General features: G+C 70.2%; 13 protein-coding genes. 9 read left to right on the top strand and 4 right to left on the bottom strand.

The genetic code is table 11. The features are described from left to right. Nucleotides 1-10: 10 nt before the first annotated feature. From ACT53R_RS00930 to ACT53R_RS00915, 4 genes are all read right to left on the bottom strand, one after another. On the bottom strand, nucleotides 11-3,406 hold the full coding sequence (locus tag ACT53R_RS00930) for an AAA family ATPase (RefSeq protein ID WP_476169954.1): 3,396 nt from the start codon (nucleotides 3,404-3,406) through the stop codon (nucleotides 11-13). A 69-nt stretch (nucleotides 3,407-3,475) separates the two neighbouring features. Continuing rightward, the gene (locus ACT53R_RS00925; RefSeq protein ID WP_476169953.1) at nucleotides 3,476-4,111 is read right to left on the bottom strand and encodes a zinc metalloprotease; all 636 of its coding nucleotides are present in this window, start codon (nucleotides 4,109-4,111) and stop codon (nucleotides 3,476-3,478) included. 31 nt (nucleotides 4,112-4,142) lie between these two features. Further along, nucleotides 4,143-6,752, bottom strand: coding sequence for a DNA mismatch repair protein MutS (mutS, locus tag ACT53R_RS00920; RefSeq protein ID WP_476169952.1), 2,610 nt, complete (start codon nucleotides 6,750-6,752; stop codon nucleotides 4,143-4,145). Nucleotides 6,753-6,912: 160 nt separating this feature from the next. Next, a complete protein-coding gene (locus tag ACT53R_RS00915) occupies nucleotides 6,913-7,836 on the bottom strand; it encodes a LysR family transcriptional regulator (RefSeq protein ID WP_476169951.1) in 924 nt (307 codons plus the stop codon). Between the two features lie 113 nt (nucleotides 7,837-7,949). Here ACT53R_RS00915 and ACT53R_RS00910 point away from each other — a divergent pair, with 113 nt between their 5' ends. The 9 genes from ACT53R_RS00910 (at nucleotide 7,950) to ACT53R_RS00870 (ending at nucleotide 17,011) form a co-directional block, all read left to right on the top strand. Further along, nucleotides 7,950-8,843, top strand: a complete 894-nt coding sequence (locus ACT53R_RS00910) for a pirin family protein (RefSeq protein WP_476169950.1) — start codon at nucleotides 7,950-7,952, stop codon at nucleotides 8,841-8,843. A gap of 50 nt (nucleotides 8,844-8,893) precedes the next feature. Beyond that, nucleotides 8,894-9,451: an NADPH-dependent FMN reductase gene (locus ACT53R_RS00905; RefSeq protein WP_476169949.1), complete on the top strand. Its 558-nt coding sequence runs from the start codon at nucleotides 8,894-8,896 to the stop codon at nucleotides 9,449-9,451. Nucleotides 9,452-9,670: 219 nt separating this feature from the next. After that, the gene (locus tag ACT53R_RS00900; protein ID WP_476169948.1) at nucleotides 9,671-12,181 is read left to right on the top strand and encodes a TonB-dependent receptor; all 2,511 of its coding nucleotides are present in this window, start codon (nucleotides 9,671-9,673) and stop codon (nucleotides 12,179-12,181) included. A 158-nt stretch (nucleotides 12,182-12,339) separates the two neighbouring features. After that, on the top strand, nucleotides 12,340-12,843 hold the full coding sequence (locus ACT53R_RS00895; protein WP_476169947.1) for a CinA family protein: 504 nt from the start codon (nucleotides 12,340-12,342) through the stop codon (nucleotides 12,841-12,843). Nucleotides 12,844-12,846: 3 nt separating this feature from the next. Beyond that, nucleotides 12,847-13,965: a hypothetical protein gene (locus tag ACT53R_RS00890; protein ID WP_476169946.1), complete on the top strand. Its 1,119-nt coding sequence runs from the start codon at nucleotides 12,847-12,849 to the stop codon at nucleotides 13,963-13,965. 33 nt (nucleotides 13,966-13,998) lie between these two features. After that, the gene (gene lexA, locus ACT53R_RS00885; RefSeq protein ID WP_476169945.1) at nucleotides 13,999-14,643 is read left to right on the top strand and encodes a transcriptional repressor LexA; all 645 of its coding nucleotides are present in this window, start codon (nucleotides 13,999-14,001) and stop codon (nucleotides 14,641-14,643) included. Nucleotides 14,644-14,813: 170 nt separating this feature from the next. After that, nucleotides 14,814-15,851, top strand: a complete 1,038-nt coding sequence (gene recA, locus ACT53R_RS00880) for a recombinase RecA (protein ID WP_476169944.1) — start codon at nucleotides 14,814-14,816, stop codon at nucleotides 15,849-15,851. 318 nt (nucleotides 15,852-16,169) lie between these two features. Next, complete coding sequence (locus ACT53R_RS00875) at nucleotides 16,170-16,604, top strand: GFA family protein (protein WP_476169943.1); 435 nt, start codon at nucleotides 16,170-16,172, stop codon at nucleotides 16,602-16,604. Then, on the top strand, nucleotides 16,601-17,011 hold the full coding sequence (locus ACT53R_RS00870; RefSeq protein WP_476169942.1) for a putative quinol monooxygenase: 411 nt from the start codon (nucleotides 16,601-16,603) through the stop codon (nucleotides 17,009-17,011). Before ACT53R_RS00875 ends, ACT53R_RS00870 begins: the two co-directional genes overlap by 4 nt.

Genomic DNA, 17,011 nt, shown 5'->3' with positions numbered 1-17,011 from the left:
CCGCCGCCGCTCAGGCGTCGGCGACGATCACGTCGAAGTCGCCGGCCAGCACGCGGTCGAGGCGGCCCGTGCGCCAGCCGCGCACGGCGTCGCGCACCAGCGGCGAAGGCGCCGCGCGGTAGCGGCGGCAGATGCGCAGGTCATCGTCCGCGGGCGCGCGGGCCGGCCGCGGGCGGCCGGGCAGGTCGGGGACGACGCGCACCGCGCACGTCACGCGCAGCACGCCGTCCTCACCGTCTTCCTCGGCGACGTGCAGGCCGTGTTCTGCTTCGAGCAGCGCCAGCGCGCCGAAGCCGTTCACCGCCAGCAGCGCCTGCCCGCGCTGCGGATCCTGCGCCAGGACATCCACGCGCATGTTGCGGCGCTCCGCCCATGCCATGTACATCGCCAGCAGTTGCTGCCACCAGCGCCGGGTACGCGCGGGCTCGCGCTTGAGGTCGGCCTCGCCCGCGACCAGCCACAGCAGCGCGTCCTGCGGCTGCTGGTCGGCGAGCGCATCGACTGCGAGCTGCATCAGCCACAGCAGTTGCGCGTGGCGACCGATGAAACCGGCGTCGGCGCCGTCGCGGGCCAGGCGCGCATCCAGTCGCTGTGCAGTGTCGAACGCGTCCTCGATGCGGTGCCGGCGTTCGATCCGGTCGAGCACCGCGAAGCGGTCCGGCGTCGTCCAGAAATCCGTCGCCTGCATCGCGGCGTAGTCGTCGTCGCGTGCTGCGGCCCAGGCGTCGCCGCCGAGCATCGATCCGAGCCGTGCGAACGCCGCGTGCAGGGTGGCGATCGCCTCCGGCGACGCGTCCGGCGCATGGACCAGCGCACGCGGATCGGCATCGACGTCGTCCGCGACGACCGCGGTCGGCACCTGTGCCTGCGCCGGGGCATTCGGATCGACGAAGGTGACATCGAGGCGGTCGCCGGCACTGCGCACGAACAGGAACTGGTCGCCCTGCGGCGTGCGATGCTCGACGATGCGGCGCGCCAGCGGCGCGAGCAGATGCTGTTCGATCGCGCGGTGCAGCGGGCGCGCGCCGAGGTCGGGCGTGAAACCGCGGTCGAGCAGGAATTCGATCGCCGACGGTTCCCATTCCACCGCCCAATCCCGGTTGCGCAGGCCGCGGCGGGTCATCGCGCGCTGCAGCTCCTTGTGCAGGATCTCGCGCATCAGCGTGCGATCGAGCGGCTGGAACAGCACGATCCGGTCGAGCCGGTTGAGGAACTCGCGGCGGAAGGTCTCGAACAGCGCCTTCTCGACCACGCCGCGCGACCAGCCGCCGGCGGCCGAGGTGAAGCCCGGACCGGCGCTGCGCGACAGCGTCGAGCCGACGTTGCTGGTGAGGATCACGATGCTGTGGCGGAAGTCGGCGACGTTGCCGCTGCGGTCGCCGAGGCGGCCGTCGTCGAACACCTGCAGGAACAGGTCCCACACCTTCGGGTGCGCCTTCTCGAATTCGTCCAGCAGCACCACCGAGAACGGCTGCTCGCGGATGCGCGACACCAGCGAACGCGCGCTGCCGTCACGCGAGACCTCGGTCAGCCGCCACGCGCTGTCCTCGGACTGGTATTCGCTCATGTCGAGGCGCAGCAGGCGCTCGGCGCTGCCGAACAGCAGCTCGCCCAGCGCCTTCGCCAGTTCGGTCTTGCCGGTGCCGGTGGGGCCGGCGAACAGGAACACGCCGATCGGCCGGCCGGGATCGACCAGGCCGGCCTTCAGCATCGCGATGCGGTCGACCAGACAGTCGACGGCTTCGTCCTGGCCGAGCACGCGCTTGCGGAAGAACGCACGCAGCGCGTCGAGGTCGAGGCTCTGGCGATCGTCGATGACCTCCAGCGGCAGGCCGCTGCGGCGCGCGATGCCCTGCAGCAGCGCATCCGGCGTGAGCGGCAGCGCGCGCGGCTCCGCGGCGACGGCGGTGCGCAGGCCGTCCTCCAGCAGGCGCAGGCTGCGGCCGGGTTCGTGCTGGTCGGGGAAGAACTGCGCGGCCATGCGCTGCGCTTCGTCCAGCGTGCGCGCATCCGCGACCGTCGCGCTCAGCGCGTCCTCGCGCGCGGCGCGCCAGCGTGCGAGCAGGTCGCGCATCTCGCCGTTCGACGGCGCGCCCAACGTCACCGTCTTCGCGAGATGGCGCAAAGACGGACGTGCGATCAGCAGTTGCGACAACTGCGCCGGCGACAGTTCACCGACCATGCGCAGGCGGCCGCGCTCCATCGCCGGCAGCAGCAGGTCGAGGATGCCGCGCGGATCCTGGCTGTGCGCGCCCTTGTGCAGCAGGTCGTGGAAATCCTGCACGCGCCACAGCGCCTTCGGGCGATCCAGCGCGACCAGCAGCTCGCGCATGCGCTCTTCGAGTTCGCCGATGTACTTCTGCCCGGCCAGCACCTCGGCGGCGGAGGCCTCGAACAGCAGCCAGCCGTCTTCGCGCAATTGCGCGAACAGCCGATCGACCAGCACGGTCTTGCCGGTGCCGCCGTCGCCGGCGACCAGCACCGACACCGGCGGCGTCGCGTGCAGCAGGTCGTGCAGGCGTTCGACCTGTCGCTCCAGCGCGGGATGGTCGACGATGCCGAACGCGTCGTCGACCGCCGCAGACGACCAGATCCGGCCGACGCCACCGAGCGCGCGATGTTCGTTGCGGCGCGCGGCTTCGGCCTCGACCTGCGCGAGGTAGGGCGCGAGCACCTGCGACTGCATCGCCTTCAGGCCGTCGGCCAGTTGTCCGAGGTCGTGGTCCTCCAGCGTGTCGACCGCCATCGGCGTGGTGCCGGGCGCGTGCGTTTCGGCCCATTCGAGGGTGTCGCGCATGCGTTTGCGCAGCGGCGGTGCATCCCACCACCACTTGCGCACGTGGCGCAGCAACGCGGGCAGGGCGGACGCGTCGTCGCGGCTGCGCAGGTAGTCGAGCATGTACCACGCCGGGTAGCGGCCGACGCCGGCGCTCGCGGCGAACGCATCGGCGGCGGCGATGTCGGGGCGCGCGGGCAGGGCGGCGTAGATCATGCTGGCGAGCACGTAGCCGTCGCCTTCCAGCAGTTCCAGCACTTCGCGCGGCGCGAGCACCGGCGTGGACAGGAGCGCCACGCCTTCGCGGAACTGGGCGAAGCCCGCGAGGTCATCGGGCCGCTGGATGCGTTCGTCCTCGGCTTCGATCTCGCGGCGCAGGCGGTGCAGGCGTTCGATCGGGTCCTCGACCGGCGCGGCTTCGACCGGTGCGGCGTCCGTCGCCGGCGTGCCGGGAGCCGCCGGGTTCGCGTTCGTGTCTTCCGCCGGCGGCGCGATCGCGGTCGTGTCGCCCGTTGTGGTCGCGGTGTCGTCGGCGATGCGCGGCGACGGCGCGTCGCCCGGCGGGCGGCGCAGCCAGAGCGTCAGCACGATGCCGAACAGCAGGCCGGCGATGAAGAGGGCGAGGGTCACGTGGCGGACTCCGTGTCGGACGCAGCGGCGCACAGTGTAGGCGCAGGCCGTCGCGGCCGCTGCGCCGGGCTACCGCTTCTTCTTGATGCGTTCCATCAGGTCGACGACCTTGTTCTCCGCGTCGCGCTTCATCGCGCGGCGACGCCGTGCGATCCGGAACCAGCGCGCCGTGCCGTCCACGGTGCCGCGCCAGCGGGCCGCGAGCGCGCTTCGCAGTGGGCGCAGCACGCGCCAGGCGCGATGGCCGTCCAGCGGCGCGATCGGCAGCAGGTTGAAGGCGATGATCCACAGGTTCGTCCAGATCAGCACCCGGAACAGCGGTGCGAGCTGGATCGAGAGCATCGGCGACAGCGTGCCGATCGCGGCCGACAATGGTAGCGTCACCAGCAGCACCGCTGCCTGCGCCAGCACGCCGCCCCAGGCGATGAAGACGTCGTCGCGTTCGCGCGCGGGCACCGCGTGACTGCACAGCCCGTGCAGCAGGTAGAGGCGGATCTCGTACACGCGCACCCGTCGCGACTGCGCGGCGATGGCGTGGCCGAGCTCGTGGATCGCGAGCAGGCCGAGGAAGCCGAGGAAGGTGAGCGCGGCCGGCAGCACGCGCTGGTAGCGGTAGCCGAACCACGCCAGTCCCAGCCACACCGACCAGTGCAGCAGCACCGGAACGCCGCGCCAGCGGCCGAGCGACCACAGTCCCTGCGTCATGGCGATGTCCTCCGTGGCGCGCGCATAAGCGCTATTCCAGCGCCTTCAGCCGGTACAGCGCTTCCAGCGCCTGCTTCGGCGTGAGTTCGTCGGGATCGATCGCGGCGAGCGCATCCAGCGCGGCCGACGACGGGGTGAACAGGCCGAACTGTTGCGGCGTGTCCAGCGCCTGCGGCGTGAGCACCGGCGCAGGCGTGTCGCGGCGCTGTTCGAGTTCGGCCAGGCGGCCGCGGGCCTCGCGCACCACCGCCTTCGGCAGGCCGGCGAGCGCGGCCACCTGCAGGCCGAAGCTGCGGTCGGCGGGGCCGTCCTTCACCGCGTGCATGAAGACAAGCGTGTCGCCGCCGTGCTTGTCATGGTGTTCGACGGCGTCGAGGTGCACGTTGGCGATGCCGCTGCCGGCTTCGGCCAGCGCGGTCAGCTCGAAGTAGTGGGTCGCGAACAGCGTCCAGCAGCGGTTCGCGTGCGCGAGGTGCTTCGCGCAGGCCTCGGCGAGCGCGAGGCCGTCATAGGTCGACGTGCCGCGGCCGATTTCGTCCATCAGCACCAGTGACTGCGGCGTGGCATGGTGGAGGATGTAGCTGGTTTCGCTCATCTCGACCATGAAGGTCGACTGCCCGCGGGCGAGGTCGTCGCCGGCGCCGATGCGGGTGAGGATGCGGTCGATCGGCCCCAGCGTCGCGTTCGTCGCCGGCACGAAACTGCCGATGTGCGCGAGCAGCACGATCAGCGCGTTCTGGCGCATGTACGTCGATTTGCCGCCCATATTCGGACCGGTGATCACCAGCATGCGGCGGTCGGCGTGCAGGTCGAGGTCGTTGGGCTCGAACGGATCGTCGCGCACCGCTTCGACGACGGGATGGCGGCCGCGTTCGATGCGCAGCACCGTGTCCTCGACCAGCCGCGGCCGCGACCAGTCGAGTTCGCGCGCACGGTCGGCGAAGCAGACCAGCACGTCGAGTTCGCTCAGCGCCACGGCGCAGCGCTTCAGCGGTTCGAGGTGCAGGTTCAGTTCGTCGATGAGTTGTTCGTACAGCACCTTTTCGCGCGACAGCGAGCGCTCGCGCGCCGACAGCACCTTGTCCTCGAACGCCTTGAGTTCCTCGGTGATGTAGCGCTCGGCGCCGGTCAGCGTCTGCCGTCGGGTGTAGTGCACCGGCGCCTTGTCGGCCTGGCCCTTGCTGATCTCGATGTAGTAGCCGTGGACGCGGTTGTAGCCGACCTTCAACGTCGGGATGCCGCTGCTTTCGCGCTCGCGGGCTTCGAGGTCGATCAGGAACTGGTCGGCATGCGTGCTGAGCTGGCGCAGTTCGTCGAGTTCGGCGTCGAAACCTTCCGCGATCACGCCGCCGTCGCGCGCGAGCAGCGGCGGTTGCGGCACGATCGCGCGCTGCAGCCACACGGCCTGTGCGTCGTGTTCGCCCAGCTCGGCGACCAGCGCGAGCAGGCGCGGCGAATCGAGGCCGTCCAGCGCCCTGCGCACCTGTGGCAGCAGCGACAGCGCGTCGCGGAGGGTCGACAGATCGCGCGGGCGCGCGCTGCGCAGGGCCACGCGCGAGAGGATGCGCTCGACGTCGCCGAGGCCGCGGAAGGCTTCGCGCACGTCGGTGTCGGCGCGCGAGTCGATCAGCCGCTCGACCGCGTCGTGGCGCTCGCCGACGATGCGGCGGTCGCGCAGCGGGCGATGCAGCCAGCGGCGCAGCAGGCGGCCGCCCATCGGCGTGATCGTGGTGTCGAGCACGCCCAGCAGTGTGTGCCGCGTGTCGCCGTCGACGCGGGTGTCGAGTTCGAGGTGGCGGCGGGTCGCGGCGTTCATCGCGATCGCGCCGTCGCTGGTCTCGACCCGGATCGAGGTGAGGTGCGGCAGCCGCTGTTTCTGCGTCTCCTCGACGTAGCCCAGCAGCGCGCCGGCGGCGGCGATGGCGAGCGGCTTGTCCTCGATGCCGAAGCCGGAGAGATCGTGCAGCGCCTGCCCCGAACCGGAGGCCGGCGCGAAGAAGCGCAGCAGCTGGCGGCGGCCGCTGTCGGGATCGAACAGCCACGGCGCGCGACGGCGCAGGCCGCCGCGGTCGACGATCGCTGCCGGCCAGCCGTCCTCGTCGGGCACCAGCAGTTCGGCGGGATCGAGCCGCGCGAGTTCGGCGTCGAGCTGGTCGTCGTTGGCGATCTCGTTGACCAGGAAGCGGCCGCCGGCGAGGTCGGCCCAGGCCAACCCGTAGCCGCTCTTGCCCCGCGCCACCGCCATCAGCAGCGTGTCGCGACGATCCTGCAGCAGGGCTTCGTCGGTGACGGTGCCCGGCGTGACGATGCGCACGACCTTGCGTTCGACCAGGCCTTTCGCCAGCGCCGGATCGCCGATCTGCTCGCAGATCGCCACCGATTCGCCCAGCGCGACCAGCCGCGCGAGGTAGCCCTCGTACGCGTGCACCGGCACGCCGGCCATCGGGATCGGCTGGCCGGCGGAGGCGCCGCGCTGGGTCAGGGTGATGTCGAGCAGCCGCGCGGCCTTGCGCGCGTCGTCGTAGAACAGTTCGTAGAAGTCGCCCATCCGGAAGAACAGCAGCACGTCCGGATGCTCCGCCTTGGCGGCGAAGAACTGCTTCATCAGGGGCGTGTGTTCCTGCGGGGGCTGGGGCTTCATCGGGCGATCGCGGCGGCGGGGGAGGCGTCCGCGGCGGTGGCGGGACGCGCCGTGGACCGGGGCATCCCCGGCGTGCCCGCGGAGCCGCCCATGATAGGGAATCCGGCGGGGCGGCGGCCACGCGCCGGCGCGTTCGGCGGCGCCACGCCGTCGAACGACCTTACTCGTCCTGCATCTGCGCGAAGCGTTCGGCGAGGAAGTCGATCAGCGCCCGCACCGACGGCAGCTGGCCGCGGCGCGAGGGGAACACCGCGTGCACGATCTCCTCGCGCGGCGCCCAGCCGTCCAGCACGTGCACCAGACGGCCTTCGGCGACCAGTTCGCGGGTCACCATCATCGGCAACTGCACCACGCCCACGCCGGCCACCGCGGCGTCGCGCAGGGCGAGCATGCCGCGGGTGACGAACCGCGGCTGGTGGTGGATCGCGACGTGGGCGCTGTCGGGGCCGTGCAGGTCCCAGACGTGCTGGTTCTGCGGCAGGCCGAGATCCATGCTGGGCCAGCCCATCAGCGCGGCCGGGGCATCGGGGCGGCCCAGCCGCGCCATCAGCGCCGGGCTGGCGACCAGGCATTGCTTGCGGGTCGCGAGCGTGCGCATGGCGAGGTCGGAATCGGCCAGCGGCGGCGGGCGGACCCGCAGCGCGAGGTCCAGCCCTTCGCCGAGCACGTCGACCCGGCGGTTGGTGGCGTCCAGATGCAGCTCGACCTGCGGATGCTGGCGCAGGAACTCCGCCAGCATCGGCCCGACCCGGATGTCGAGCAGGGTGGTGGGGCAACTCATGCGCACGATCCCGCGCGGCTCGGCCCGGGTGCGCTGGATCGCTTCCTCGGCGGCGGCGGCCTCGACCAGCGCGGCGCGGGCGTGGCCGTAGTAGGTGCGGCCGAGATCGGTGACCACGAACTTGCGGGTCGAGCGCTGGATCAGGCGCACGCCGAGGCGCTCCTCCAGCAGTGCGATCCGCCTGCTCAGCTTGGACTTGGGCATGCCCAGCGCCCGCCCGGCCGGCGCGAAGCCGCCGTGGTCCACCACCTGCACGAAGTAGAAGAGGTCGTTGAGGTCCTGCATGCGGGCTTCGATCGCCATCGTTCATCCGATGGGACGATCATTCCACGAATCGGCGGCTACCGCCTGCATCGTTCGAAAAAGACGATGAGCGCCTAGGAGGCACTTCCGCCTCCCCGACACCGGAGCGACCCATGAGCACCACCACCCTCGTCCGCGACAAGAAGATCCTCGGGATCGGCCATGCCCCCGGCCGGCATTGGGTGGGCGACGGCTTCCCGGTCCACGGCATGTTCGGTTACAGCGGCCCGGGCGTGGCCCAGCGCAGCCCGTTCCTGATGCTCGACTACGCCGCGCCCACGACGTTCTCGCCCAACCCCGGCGGCCGTCGCGGCGTCGGCCAGCACCCGCACCGCGGCTTCGAGACGGTCACGATCGTTTACGCCGGCGAGGTCGAGCATCGCGATTCGACCGGGCAGGGCGGGGTGATCGGCCCCGGCGACGTGCAGTGGATGACCGCCGGCAGCGGCATCCTCCACGAGGAATTCCACTCCGAGGCCTACAGCCGCAGCGGCGGGCCGTTCGAGATGGTCCAGCTATGGGTGAACCTGCCGGCCAAGGACAAGATGGCCGCGCCGGGCTACCAGGCGGTGCTGGGCACGGCGATCCCGGACGTGCCGCTGCCCGACGGCGCCGGCCGCGTGCGGATCATCACCGGCGACTTCGACGGCGCCCGGGGCCCGGCCCGCACCTTCACCCCGATGAACGTCTGGGACCTGCGGCTGGTCGCCGGCGCGACCGCGCGGTTGCCGCAGCCCGAGGGCTGGACCACGCTGCTGGTGGTGCTGGACGGCACCGTCCAGGTCAACGGTGAGGCGGTGCTGCGGCAGGCGCAGATGGTCACGCTGTCGACCGGAGGCGAGGGTGTCGTCATCGAGGCGAACACCGACGCCAAGGTGCTGCTGCTGGCCGGTGCGCCGATCGACGAGCCGGTGGTCGGCTACGGCCCGTTCGTGATGAACACCCAGACCGAGATCGCCGAGGCCATCCGCGATTTCAACGCCGGCAAGTTCGGGCGCATGGGCTGATCCTTGCCGCCGCGTCCGTCCCCGTCCTTCTTTCGACCAGGAGCTCCGCCATGACCCGCCTCCTCGCACTCTCCGGCAGCCTGCGCGCCGGTTCGTTCAACACCGCCCTGGCGCGAGCAGCGCAGCGCCAGGCCCCCGATGGCGTCGAGGTCGAGGTCGCCACGCTGCACGGCATCCCGCTGTACGACGGCGACCTCGAAACCGCCTCGGGCATCCCCGAGGCCGTGCAGGCCCTGCGCGCGAAGATCCTCGCCAGCGACGGCCTGCTGCTGGTCACGCCCGAGTACAACAACGGCATCCCCGGCGTGTTCAAGAACGGCGTGGACTGGCTGTCGCGCACCGGCGATGCGGTCTTCGCCGGTCGGCCGGTCGCGCTGATCGGGGCCTCGCCCGGCGGCTTCGGCACGATCCTGTCGCAGGCCCACTGGCTGCCGGTGCTGCGCACGCTGAAGACCCGGTTCTGGGCCGAGGGCCGGCTGATGGTGTCGAAGGCGCACACGCTGATGGACGCGGACGGCGAACTGGCGGACGCGGCCACGCTGGCCCAGCTGCGGCAGTTCGTCGACGGGTTCGCGCGCTTCGCAGGGGGCGGGCGAGGCGAGGGCTGAGCGCGTCCGGGGGCGGCCTCTTCCCCGTGCCGTCCCCCACTCACGTCCGACGGCGGCCTGTGTTACCGTCGCGGCGCTGTGTCACAGTTCGTCGAGGGTCGCCCCGCCGCCGTTTCCCCCACGGCTCCTCCGGGACGGCATCCGTCCCCATCGACGCGCGGGCACCGCCACGACAACGACAAGACACGACACGATCCACGAATCGCGACGAGGGGAACGATGATGACTCGCCATGCACCGCAACGCACGCGGCTCAGTCATGCACTGCTGATCGCCATGATCGGCCTGATGCAGGCGCCGCTGGCGCTGGCGGACGAACCCGCCGCCGACGACGACCAGGCGGCCACGCTCGACAAGATCACGGTCACCGCGCAGAAGCGCGAAGAAGCGCTGCAGGACGTGCCGGTGATGGTCACCGCGCTGTCCCGGCGCACGCTCGAACAGAACGGCGTCCACGACATCCGCGAACTGCAGACGGTGGTGCCCGGCCTGACCGTCACCAGCACCCAGAGCGAATCGCAGACCGTGGCCCGCATCCGCGGCATCGGCACGGTGGGCGACAACGCCGGCCTCGAATCCTCGGTCGGTGTGGTCATCGACGGCGTGTACCGCCCGCGCAGCGGCGTCGGTTTCACCGACCTGGGCGAACTCGAACGCATCGAAGTGCTGAAGGGCCCGCAGGGCACGCTCTTCGGCAAGAACACCTCCGCCGGCGTGATCAACGTCGTCACCCGCCGCCCGACCTTCCAGCAGCACGTCGAGGCCGAGGTCACCGCCGGCAACTACGGCGCGCTGGGCGTCGCCGGCTCGTACAGCGACGGCATCAACGACGTGGCGGCGTTCCGGCTGTACGGCGCCCTGCGTTCGCGCGACGGCTACATGGACGTGCACACCGGCGCCGGCCCGCGCACCGACAAGGAAGACCAGGACCAGAATTTCCACGCCTTCCGCGGCCAGTTGCTGCTGCAGCCCAGCGACACGCTGGACATCCTGCTGACCGGCGATTTCACCAACCGCGACGAGAACTGCTGCACCAGCGTGACCACGATCCGCGGTCCGACCGCGGCGATCATCGACGCGCTGGCGACGGACTCGGGCGTCATCCCCGTGGCCGACCCGTTCTCGCGCCAGACCTGGGCCAACCGCGGCACCCAGCAGTACATCAAGGACAAGGGCATCAGCGCCGAAGTCGACTGGCAGACCCCGTGGTTCGGCGGCGCGAAGCTCACCTCGATCACCGCGCAGCGCAACTGGGAATCGACCAACGGCATCGATTTCGATTTCAGTTCGGCCGACCTGCTGTACCGCAACGCGCAGAAGGGCGACAACTACACCGCGTTCGACACCTTCAGCCAGGAGTTCCGCCTGACCGGCAGCACCGACAAGGTCGACTGGCTGGTCGGCGCGTTCTACGCCGACGAGAACCTCAAGCGCAACGAGGCCTACCGCATCGGTTCGGCCTACGAACCTTACCTCTCGATCGCGCTGCTCTCGCGCATCAACCCCTTGCTCGGTACCAGCCCGACCGCGGCACTCTTCCTGTCGCAGGCCTCGGGGCGTCCGTTCGGCACGGTGTTCGCCGGCCACGCCGCGTCCGATCGCTACGTGCAGGATTCGAAGAGCATGGGGTTGTTCACCAACAACACCTGGCACGCCACCGACGCGCTCGACCTCACCCTCGGCCTGCGCTACACCGTCGAGAACAAGGACCTGTCCTCGCGCTACAGCAACCCGAACGGCGGCCTCGGCTGCGGCGCGATGCTGGCGAACCCGGCGCAGGTGGTCGCGGCGCTGGTCGCGCGCGGCCTGACCGTCTCGCAGGCGTCCGCCGCGGCGCCGTCGGTGGTCGGCTTCGCCTGTCTGCCGTGGACCAACGTGCGCCACGACGGCCGCGCCACCGACCAGAGCCGCCGCGAGCGCGAATGGTCCGGCACGTTCAAGGCCGCCTACCGCTTCAACGAACACGCGATGGCCTATTTCTCCGCCGCGCGCGGCTACAAGGCCGGCGGTTTCAACCTCGATCGCGTGCAGTCCAACACCGGTCTGTCCAGCGGCACCTCGGGCATCGTCCCGGTGGACGACACCTCGTTCCCGGGTGAATTCGTCGACAGCTACGAGCTGGGCACGAAGACCACGTGGCTGGGCGGCAACCTGCTGCTCAACGCCACGCTGTTCCACCAGACGTACTCGGACTTCCAGCTCAACAGCTTCCTCGGCACCAGTTTCGTGGTGCGCTCGATCCCGAAGGTGACCTCGCAGGGCGTCGACGCGGAATTGCTGTGGAAGACCGGCGGCTGGATGGTGCAGGGTGGCCTGACCTACGCCGACACCCGTTACGGCAACGATCCGCTGCCCGACACCGACCTGGTGCTACTGCCCGGCAGCCGCCCGAGCTTCGCGCCGGAATGGTCGGCCACGGCGTCGGTCGGCTACGACTGGCGCATCGGCGGGCTCAAGGCCGGTGCGCACGTCGGTGCCAAGTACATGTCGAAGTACAACACCGGTTCCGACCTCGATCCGCAGAAGATGCAGGACGCCTACACGCTCGCCAACGCCCGCTTCACGCTGGGCTCGGCGAACGACCGCTGGAGCGTCGAGCTGTGGTCGCAGAACGTCACCGACGTCGACTACTACCAGGTCATCATCGACACGCCGCTGCAGACCGGGTCGTGGAACGGCTTCCTCGGCACTCCGCGCACCTACGGCGTAACCTTCCGCGTGAAGTACTGACGCCCGCGGCATCGCGCCCGAGTCTGACGACGCGCCCGACGGCCCGCCCTGTGCGGGCCGTCGGCGTTCCGGGGCGCCGCGATCGACGTGCCCCCGGGCCGTCGCCGGCCGCTATGATGCCGGTCACGCCCGGGTCTCCGCCGGGTGCCGGACCCCGCATGCCCCTGCCCACCGACTCCGAACTGAGCGTCCGCGCCGAAGCGCTCGGCCTGCGTTTCCGCGCCGCCCGGCTCAGCCTCGTCACCGCCGAGAGCTGCACCGGCGGCTGGATCGCCAAGACCGTCACCGACATCGCCGGCTCGTCCGACTGGTTCGACTGCGGCATGGTCGCCTACAGCTACGAAGCCAAGCAGGCGATGCTCGGCGTGCGCCCCGAGACACTGGAGCAGCAGGGCGCGGTCAGCCGCGAAACGGTCATCGAGATGGTCTCCGGCGCGCTGGTGCATTCCGGCGCGGGCGTGGCGGTCGCGGTCACCGGCATCGCCGGCCCTGGTGGCGGCTCGCCCGACAAGCCCGTCGGCACGGTGTGGATCGGCTGGAAGCGCCGCGGCGGCTACGCCCGCGCCAAGGTCTTCCACTTCGAAGGCGACCGCGAGGCCGTGCGCCGGCAGACGGTGGCGGCGGCGCTGGAGGGGTTGGACGAGCTGCTGGGCGCGTCCTGATCGATGGCGGGCTTCCTGCCGAGGCGTCCGGCGGTGCGCGATGCGCTGTTCGCGTCGATCTTCGCCTTGTGGTGCGTTGCGTGGCCGGCCGGTCTGGTACTGCTCGTCGACTCGGCACCGGCGTTCGTGGCATCGATGGGCGAGCTTCCGCCGCGCAGGATGATCGAATTCTTCTCGCCGCTGTCGTACCCGCTGATGCTGTGCGCGCTGGCCGGTGTCGCGTTCGTCGGAATGGGGTTGTTGCTGCGCGTGCGCCGTTGGCTGGATCCGCAGGCGCAGGCCATGCAGGCGATGCGCTGGACGTTCTCGTCGCGGAGTTTCAACGCGACGCTGCTGTTCGCGGCGATGGTGGTCACCGGCCTGTTGCTCGCCGGATTCTCTGCGGAATCGCTGGCGCTGTCGTTGCCTGCATTCCCCGATGCGGGCCGCTTCTTCGTGGCATGGTGGCTCCCCATCGCGCTGACCGCCCCCGTGGTGATCCTCATCCTGGCGTTTTTCCTCTTGTTCAATCCGGACACGCTGGCGCGCGACCGGCTGGAACGCTGGTGGCGGCCCTTCTGGCCGGGCCTGCTTGCGCTGGTGGTGGCGGTCGTCGGCTGGGTCCTCGTCCCCGCCGTGATGGCGCAGGCGGAAGCGCCCATGTTCTTCGTGATCCCCGCGGCGGACTGGATACCGGCGGGTGCGATCGACATCATCGGTTACGTGATCGAACTGCTTTGCGATCTGTTCGTCTTCGCGTTCCTGTTTTCCCGGCGCAGCGGGGCCGGGCTTCGTGACGCCCTGCGGCGGCTGTTCCGCTGGTCGACGGTGCGTGCGCATGTGGGGCTGGACGCGCTGGTCATCGCCTGGGTGCTGGTCATCGCGGCGCCCCTGCTGTCCATCGGCGTGTTCGATGCCTACATCCTGCCGAGCTTCGAGGCATGGCGGCAGGAAGGCGGGGCAGGAGCGACAACGTGGCTCGCGGCATGGGTCGACGTCCTGAACAGCCTGCGCGGGTTCGAGACCCCCGCGCTGCTCCTGCTCATGCCGTCGGGTCTGTGGCTGCAATTCGTGTTGGCGCGGCTGCTGTACCGGACGGCCTTTCTCGCGCCGGCGGTTGGGGCGAACGCTCCAGCGCATTGACGGGCCGGGTTGTTAGTAGTAATACTACTAACCATGGACCTGACCGATACCCAGCACGCCATCCTCGCCCTGATCGCCGAGCGCATCGCCGCCGACGGGGTGCCGCCCTCGCAGACCGAGATCGCCCACGCCATGGGCTTCAAGGGCGTGCGCGCGGCGCAGTACCACCTCGAAGCGCTTGAGCAGGCCGGCGTGATCCGCCGGGTGCCGGGGCAGGCGCGCGGCATCCGTCTGGTCCACGAGCCGGCCAACGAGGCGCTCGACCAGCCGCCCGAACCCGCGCTGCCCGACCATGCGCTGCGCCTGCCGGTGCTGGGCCGCGTCGCCGCCGGCCTGCCGATCGGCGCCGACCTGCGCTCCGACGACTACGTCCTGCTCGACCGCGCGCTGTTCTCGCCTGCGCCGAACTACCTGTTGAAAGTGCAGGGCGACTCGATGGTCGACGAAGGCATCTTCGACGGCGACCTGATCGGCGTGTACCGCACCCGCGAGGCGCGCGACGGTCAGATCGTGGTGGCCCGCATCGACGACGAGATCACCGTGAAGCTGCTGAAGAAGGGCAAGGACCGCATCCGCCTGCTGCCGCGCAACCCGGACTACCGGCCGATCGAGGTGCTGCCGGACCAGGATTTCGCGATCGAAGGCCTGTACTGCGGCCTGGTGCGCCCGAACCGCTGAGCGCGATGCGGACTTTCCCGACCCCGCGCCCCGGCCATTCCCGATCCCGTCCGCACCCTCGTTTTCCTACCTTTTCCGGGCGTCGCAGGTTTTGCGACGGATGCTCCCTAACCTGACGCCACTCCGGTTCCACACCCTTTCACACAACATCCACTGACGAGGATTCCACGATGGACGAGAACAAGAAGCGCGCGCTGTCCGCCGCCCTGAGCCAGATCGACAAGCAGTTCGGCAAGGGTTCGGTCATGCGTCTGGGCGACCGCCCGGTCGAGGTGGTCGAGGCCATCGGCACCGGCTCCCTGATGCTGGACATCGCGCTCGGCATCGGCGGCCTGCCCAAGGGGCGCGTCGTCGAGATCTACGGGCCGGAATCCTCCGGCAAGACCACGCTCACCCTGCAGGCGATCGCCGAATGCCAGAAGGCCGGCGGCACCGCCGCCTTCATCGACGCCGAGCACGCGCTCGACCCGACCTACGCGCAGAAGCTCGGCGTCAACGTCGACGACCTGCTGCTGTCGCAGCCCGACACCGGCGAACAGGCGCTGGAGATCGCCGACATGCTCGTGCGTTCCAACGCCGTCGACGTGGTGGTGATCGACTCGGTCGCCGCGCTCACGCCGAAGGCCGAAATCGAAGGCGAGATGGGCGACCAGCTCCCCGGCCTGCAGGCCCGCCTGATGAGCCAGGCGCTGCGCAAGCTCACCGGCAACATCAAGCGCAGCAACTGCCTGGTGATCTTCATCAACCAGTTGCGCATGAAGATCGGCGTGATGATGCCCGGCCAGAGCCCGGAAACCACCACCGGCGGCAACGCGCTGAAGTTCTACGCTTCGGTGCGCCTCGACATCCGCCGCATCGGCAGCATCAAGAAGGGCGACGAGATCATCGGCAACCAGACCAAGATCAAGGTCGTCAAGAACAAGCTCGCTCCGCCGTTCAAGCAGGTCGTCACCGAAATCCTCTATGGCGAAGGCATCAGCCGCGAGGGCGAGCTCATCGACATGGGCGTCGACGCCAAGCTGGTCGACAAGTCCGGCGCCTGGTACGGCTACGGCGGCGAGCGTATCGGCCAGGGCAAGGAAAACGCCCGCCAGTACCTCAAGGAGAACCCTGCGGTCGCGGCGAGGCTGGAAGCCGAACTGCGCTCGAAGTTCGTCGCCGCCGACGCCCCGCGCAACGAGGGCGAGGACGACGACAAGGAAGATTGAAGGATGCGGAGGGGGCGGGCCCGGAAACCTCGTCAGTGGACGGCCCGCCCCTGAAGCACATTCCCGCTCGGCAGCGAGCGACGAGTGTGCCGACCACCTGATCCGGCGCGTCATGGACGATGTGCCGGCGGCACGGGGCCCCAAACCCGTGTCGCATTGCGATGTTGCTCGCCGGCGGCATCGTGCGCCGGGAAACCCCAGGGAGGGTGTTTCCCGGCTTTTTCGTGGCCAGCGGCGGACGCCTGCTGACAAATCCTGTCAGTGGCCCCGCGGAAAATGGGCGCCCGCCTCGCACACACCGACACGGAGCCTCGCGCCATGCCCGACGAAACGTCTTCCCGCTATGCCGGCGGTTGCCTCTGCGGCGCTGTCCGTTACGTCGCCGGCGGCACGCCGGCGATCGAAGGCAACTGCCATTGCCGCGACTGCCGTCGCGTGTCCGGCAGCGCCTATGCACCGACGCTGTTCTTCTCCGTCGAGGCGGTGGAGATCGTGGGCGAACCAGCGTGGTACGAGAGCGTCGGCGGCAGCGGCCAGCCGATACGTCGCGGTTTCTGCGCGACCTGCGGGACGCAGCTGTTCGGTCGGCCCACGCTGCGGGCGAGCATGATCGGCATCCGCGCCGGCACGCTGGACGATCCCGCGCAGTACCGGCCGCAGGCGGATATCTTCACCGCGCATGCTCCGTCGTGGGATCGCATGCTCGACGCAACGGCGAAGTTCGAAACCGCGCCATCGCTGCCGCCGGCATGACGATCGGGCGACGGCAGTTTCTGGGCATCACGGGCACCCTGGCCATCGCGGCCGTGCTGCCCGGCTGCGCCACACTTTTTGAAGGAGAACGCCCCATGTTCGGTCTGATCGGAAGCCTGCGCGCCGCGCCCGGCCAGCGCGATGCCCTCATCGCGATCCTGCTCGACGGCATCGCCGGCATGCCCGGCTGCCTGAGCTACATCGTCGCCCGCGATGCCGGGGACGACGACCTGCTGTGGGTCACCGAAGTCTGGGATGCCGAGGTCAGCCATACGGCATCGCTGTCGCTGCCTCAGGTGCAGGCGGCGATCGCGAAGGCGCGGCCCATCCTCGCCGGCTTCGGCAGTCGCACCGTCACGGCGCCTGTGGGCGGGCATGGACTGTCGGTTGCGTCAATGTCCGGATAG

The sequence above is a fragment of the Lysobacter sp. DMC104 genome, from assembly GCF_056313665.1.
This window is presented reverse-complemented; position numbering and strand designations above follow the sequence as displayed.